Source organism: Mesorhizobium sp. M7A.F.Ca.CA.003.01.2.1, from assembly GCF_003998945.1.
GTDB lineage: Bacteria > Pseudomonadota > Alphaproteobacteria > Rhizobiales > Rhizobiaceae > Mesorhizobium > Mesorhizobium ciceri.
This window is the reverse complement of the sequence record NZ_RZRA01000744.1, coordinates 1-2,936: the sequence shown is the minus strand read 5'-3', so window position 1 is coordinate 2,936 and position 2,936 is coordinate 1. Positions and strand designations below refer to the sequence as shown.

4 protein-coding genes and 1 pseudogene are annotated in these 2,936 nt (G+C 65.1%); all 5 read left to right on the top strand.

Features of this window, described 5'->3' with window-relative positions:
- A pseudogene (locus tag EN969_RS24775) lies at positions 1 to 191 on the top strand (cysteine synthase); the annotation flags it as partial.
- A 13-nt stretch (positions 192 to 204) separates the two neighbouring features.
- On the top strand, positions 205 to 1,692 hold the full coding sequence (locus EN969_RS24770) for an aspartate aminotransferase family protein (protein ID WP_063169664.1): 1,488 nt from the start codon (positions 205 to 207) through the stop codon (positions 1,690 to 1,692).
- Positions 1,693 to 1,741: 49 nt separating this feature from the next.
- On the top strand, positions 1,742 to 2,098 hold the full coding sequence (locus tag EN969_RS24765; RefSeq protein WP_024502169.1) for a hypothetical protein: 357 nt from the start codon (positions 1,742 to 1,744) through the stop codon (positions 2,096 to 2,098).
- Between the two features lie 127 nt (positions 2,099 to 2,225).
- Positions 2,226 to 2,597 (top strand): hypothetical protein, encoded by a 372-nt coding sequence (locus EN969_RS24760; RefSeq protein ID WP_063169665.1) that lies wholly within the window; start codon positions 2,226 to 2,228, stop codon positions 2,595 to 2,597.
- A 114-nt stretch (positions 2,598 to 2,711) separates the two neighbouring features.
- Positions 2,712 to 2,936, top strand: a 225-nt coding sequence (locus EN969_RS24755) for a (4Fe-4S)-binding protein (RefSeq protein WP_206525222.1), incomplete at its 3' end; no start/stop codon positions are given.

Genomic DNA, 2,936 nt, shown 5'->3' with positions numbered 1-2,936 from the left:
GCGCGACCTTCGCCGTGGCACGGCAGGTCGCGGAGGAGGCGCCGGCCGGTGCGGTGATCCTGTGCATGCTGCCCGACACCGGCGAACGCTACATGTCGACACCGCTGTTCGACGGCATCGAGGCCGAGATGGATGCCGACGAGACCGCCCTGTCGCGCTCGACGCCCGGCTGCCAGTTCCCGGCGGCTTGACGGGAGATCTGGTATGGACGCCGTGCAAGAAAACCTCGGCCTTTTGGCCGAGGAAACGCTCGATCCCCTGGACTGGGCCGATGTGCAGGCCCTGTCGCACCGGGTCATCGACGATGCGGTCGATTACCTCCGCGATGTGCGCGACCGCCCGGTCTGGCGGGAGATGCCGGCCGATGTGAGAGGGGCCTTCTCGGCGCCGCTGCCGCGCTCGCCGGCGCCGCTGGATGCGGTCTATTCTGAGGTGTCCCGCACGGTGATGTCCTATCCAATGGGCAACATCCATCCGCGCTTCTGGTCCTGGTATATGGGGTCGAGCAATTTCACCGGTGCGCTCGGCGATTTCCTGGCGGCAATCCAGGGCTCGAACCTCGGCGGTGGCAACCACGCCGCCGGGCTGATGGACAGCCAGGTGGTGAACTGGTGCAAGGAGATGCTGGGCTTTCCCGCTTCTGCCGGCGGCACGCTGGTCAGCGGCGGCTCGATGGCCAACATCATCGGGCTGACCGTGGCGCGCAACGTCAAGGCCGGCATCGACGTGCGCGAGCATGGTGTCGCCGCCATCGAAAAGCCGCTGCGCTTCTACGGCTCGGAGCAGATCCACTCGTGCCACCGCAAGGCGATGGAGGCACTTGGCCTCGGCAACCGGGCACTGCGCCGCATCCCGACCGATGCCGGGCTGCGCATCGATATCGCCGCCTTGCGGGCAGCGATCACAGAGGACCGCGCGGCAGGGTTCAAGCCGGCCTGCGTCATCGGTACGGCGGGCACCGTCAACACCGGGGCGATCGACGATTTGCAGGCGCTTGCGAAGCTGTCACATGAGGAAGGCCTCTGGTTCCATGTCGACGGCTGCATCGGCGCGCTGATCGCCATTGCGCCTGAGAATGCCCATCGCGTCGCCGGCATCGAACGGGCGGATTCGGTCGCGCTCGATCCCCACAAATGGCTGCACGCGCCGTTCGAAGTCGGCTGCGCCCTGGTCAGGGATGCCGCCGCGCATCGCGGGACCTTCGCGGTGACGCCGGAATATCTGGAATCGACGCCGCGCGGCCTCGCTTCCGGCGAATGGCTGCACGACTACGGCCTGCAGACGTCGCGCGGTTTTCGCGCGCTGAAGGTGTGGATGGCGCTGAAGGAGCACGGTGTCGAGAAATTCGGCCGCCTGATCGACCAGAACATTGCCCAGGCCGTCTATCTTGCCGGCTTGATCGAGGCCGCGCCGCGGCTGCAGCTGGCGGCATCGCCGACCGTCAACATCGTCTGCTTCCGCTATCAGCCCGGTCTGACAGGCGAGGCTCTGAAGGTGCTCAACACGGAGATCATGCTGCGGCTGCAGGAACAGGGCATTGCGGCCCTTTCGGACACCACGGTGCATGGCGAGCACTGGTTGCGCGTGGCGATCACCAATCATCGCACACGGCGCGAGGATCTCGACCTGCTGGTGCGTGAAACGGTGCGGCTGGGGCATGAGATCGCGACGCAGGGTTCCGCACCTTCCTAGTAGCGGGCAGGCATGCGATTCTGCCGCGGTGATTCGGGAGATCCAGGCCGTGACGCTGTTTCGTATGGTTGCACTGGCGGCGCTGGTCTTCACCGCCTCGGCGCAGGCCGCCGACATGGCCTTCTTCGTCAAGAACCTGCGCAAGGAAGCAGTCGCGGTCGAGCTGTTCAGCCGCGACCGCGAGACGGTCTGGCCGGGCAACGACAAGGTGTTCCTGATCGCCCCAGGGTCGCAGAAATCTGTGCCGTTCTCCTGCAATCAGGGCGAACATATCTGCTATGGCGCCTGGGCCGACGGCAATGACAGCCTCTCGGCCGGCGTCGGGCCGGACAATGACCAGCCTTGCGACACCTGCTGCTTCATCTGCGTCGAACACTCGACAGAGACGATCGATCTGGTGCCGTAGAGCGCGGAAGTTTTCGTTGGACCCAAATTAAGTCAGGGATCGGCTCGTCCGGTCCACTTCCGCGATTCAGCGCTGCGTGCGATGGTCGCCACGCGGCCGGGTGGGCCGCTTATTCAGGGGGTCACTCATGTTTCATATCTATGCGCGCCGCGTGCTGGCCGCGCTGTCTCTCCTCATGCTGCTCGTGCCGGCGGCGCGTGCCGACGATGTCACCTTTGCCATCAAGAACGGCCACCCCAACGCCATGCGCGTCGAACTCTACAGCCAGGATCGCGACTATGTCTGGCCGGGCGATGACAAGGACTTCTACCTCGACGACGGCGAGACCAAGCAGCTGCCGATATCCTGCAACGCCGGGGAATCGATCTGTTACGGCGCCTGGGTCGATGGTGACGAGGGCACCTATTGGGGCGTCGGCCCCGGCAACAAGGAAAAATGCGAGGATTGCTGCTATACCTGCAGCGGCGGCGAGACCGAGGAGATCGAACTGGTCCCCTGACCGGTTTGCCAGCTTGACGGTCTTCGGGCTGGAGCCATAGCCTGTGCAAATACCCAGCGCGCGCCGCCTCGAACTGTTCAGACGCGACGTGCTTCAGGCAAAAGGAGCTCAGCTATGGCCGGCATGGTCGAAAGCGACAAGATCGACGTCGGGTTTTCCGGCAAGCGCTGCATCCATTCGCGCAACTGCGTGCTCGGCGATCCGCACGTCTTCGTGCCCAACGCGCCGGGTCAATGGATCCATCCCGAGGCGGCCAGCGTCGAGAAGATCGTCGCCATCGCCGAAAGCTGCCCGTCGGGCGCCATCACCTATGTCAGGAAGGATGGCGGGCCGCAGGAG

Bases quoted from the DNA above. Each gene is read 5' to 3' on its own strand.
- EN969_RS24770 (WP_063169664.1), top strand. From the start codon at position 205: ATGGACGCCGTGCAAGAAAACCTCGGCCTTTTGGCCGAGGAAACGCTC.
- EN969_RS24760 (WP_063169665.1), top strand. From the start codon at position 2,226: ATGTTTCATATCTATGCGCGCCGCGTGCTGGCCGCGCTGTCTCTCCTC.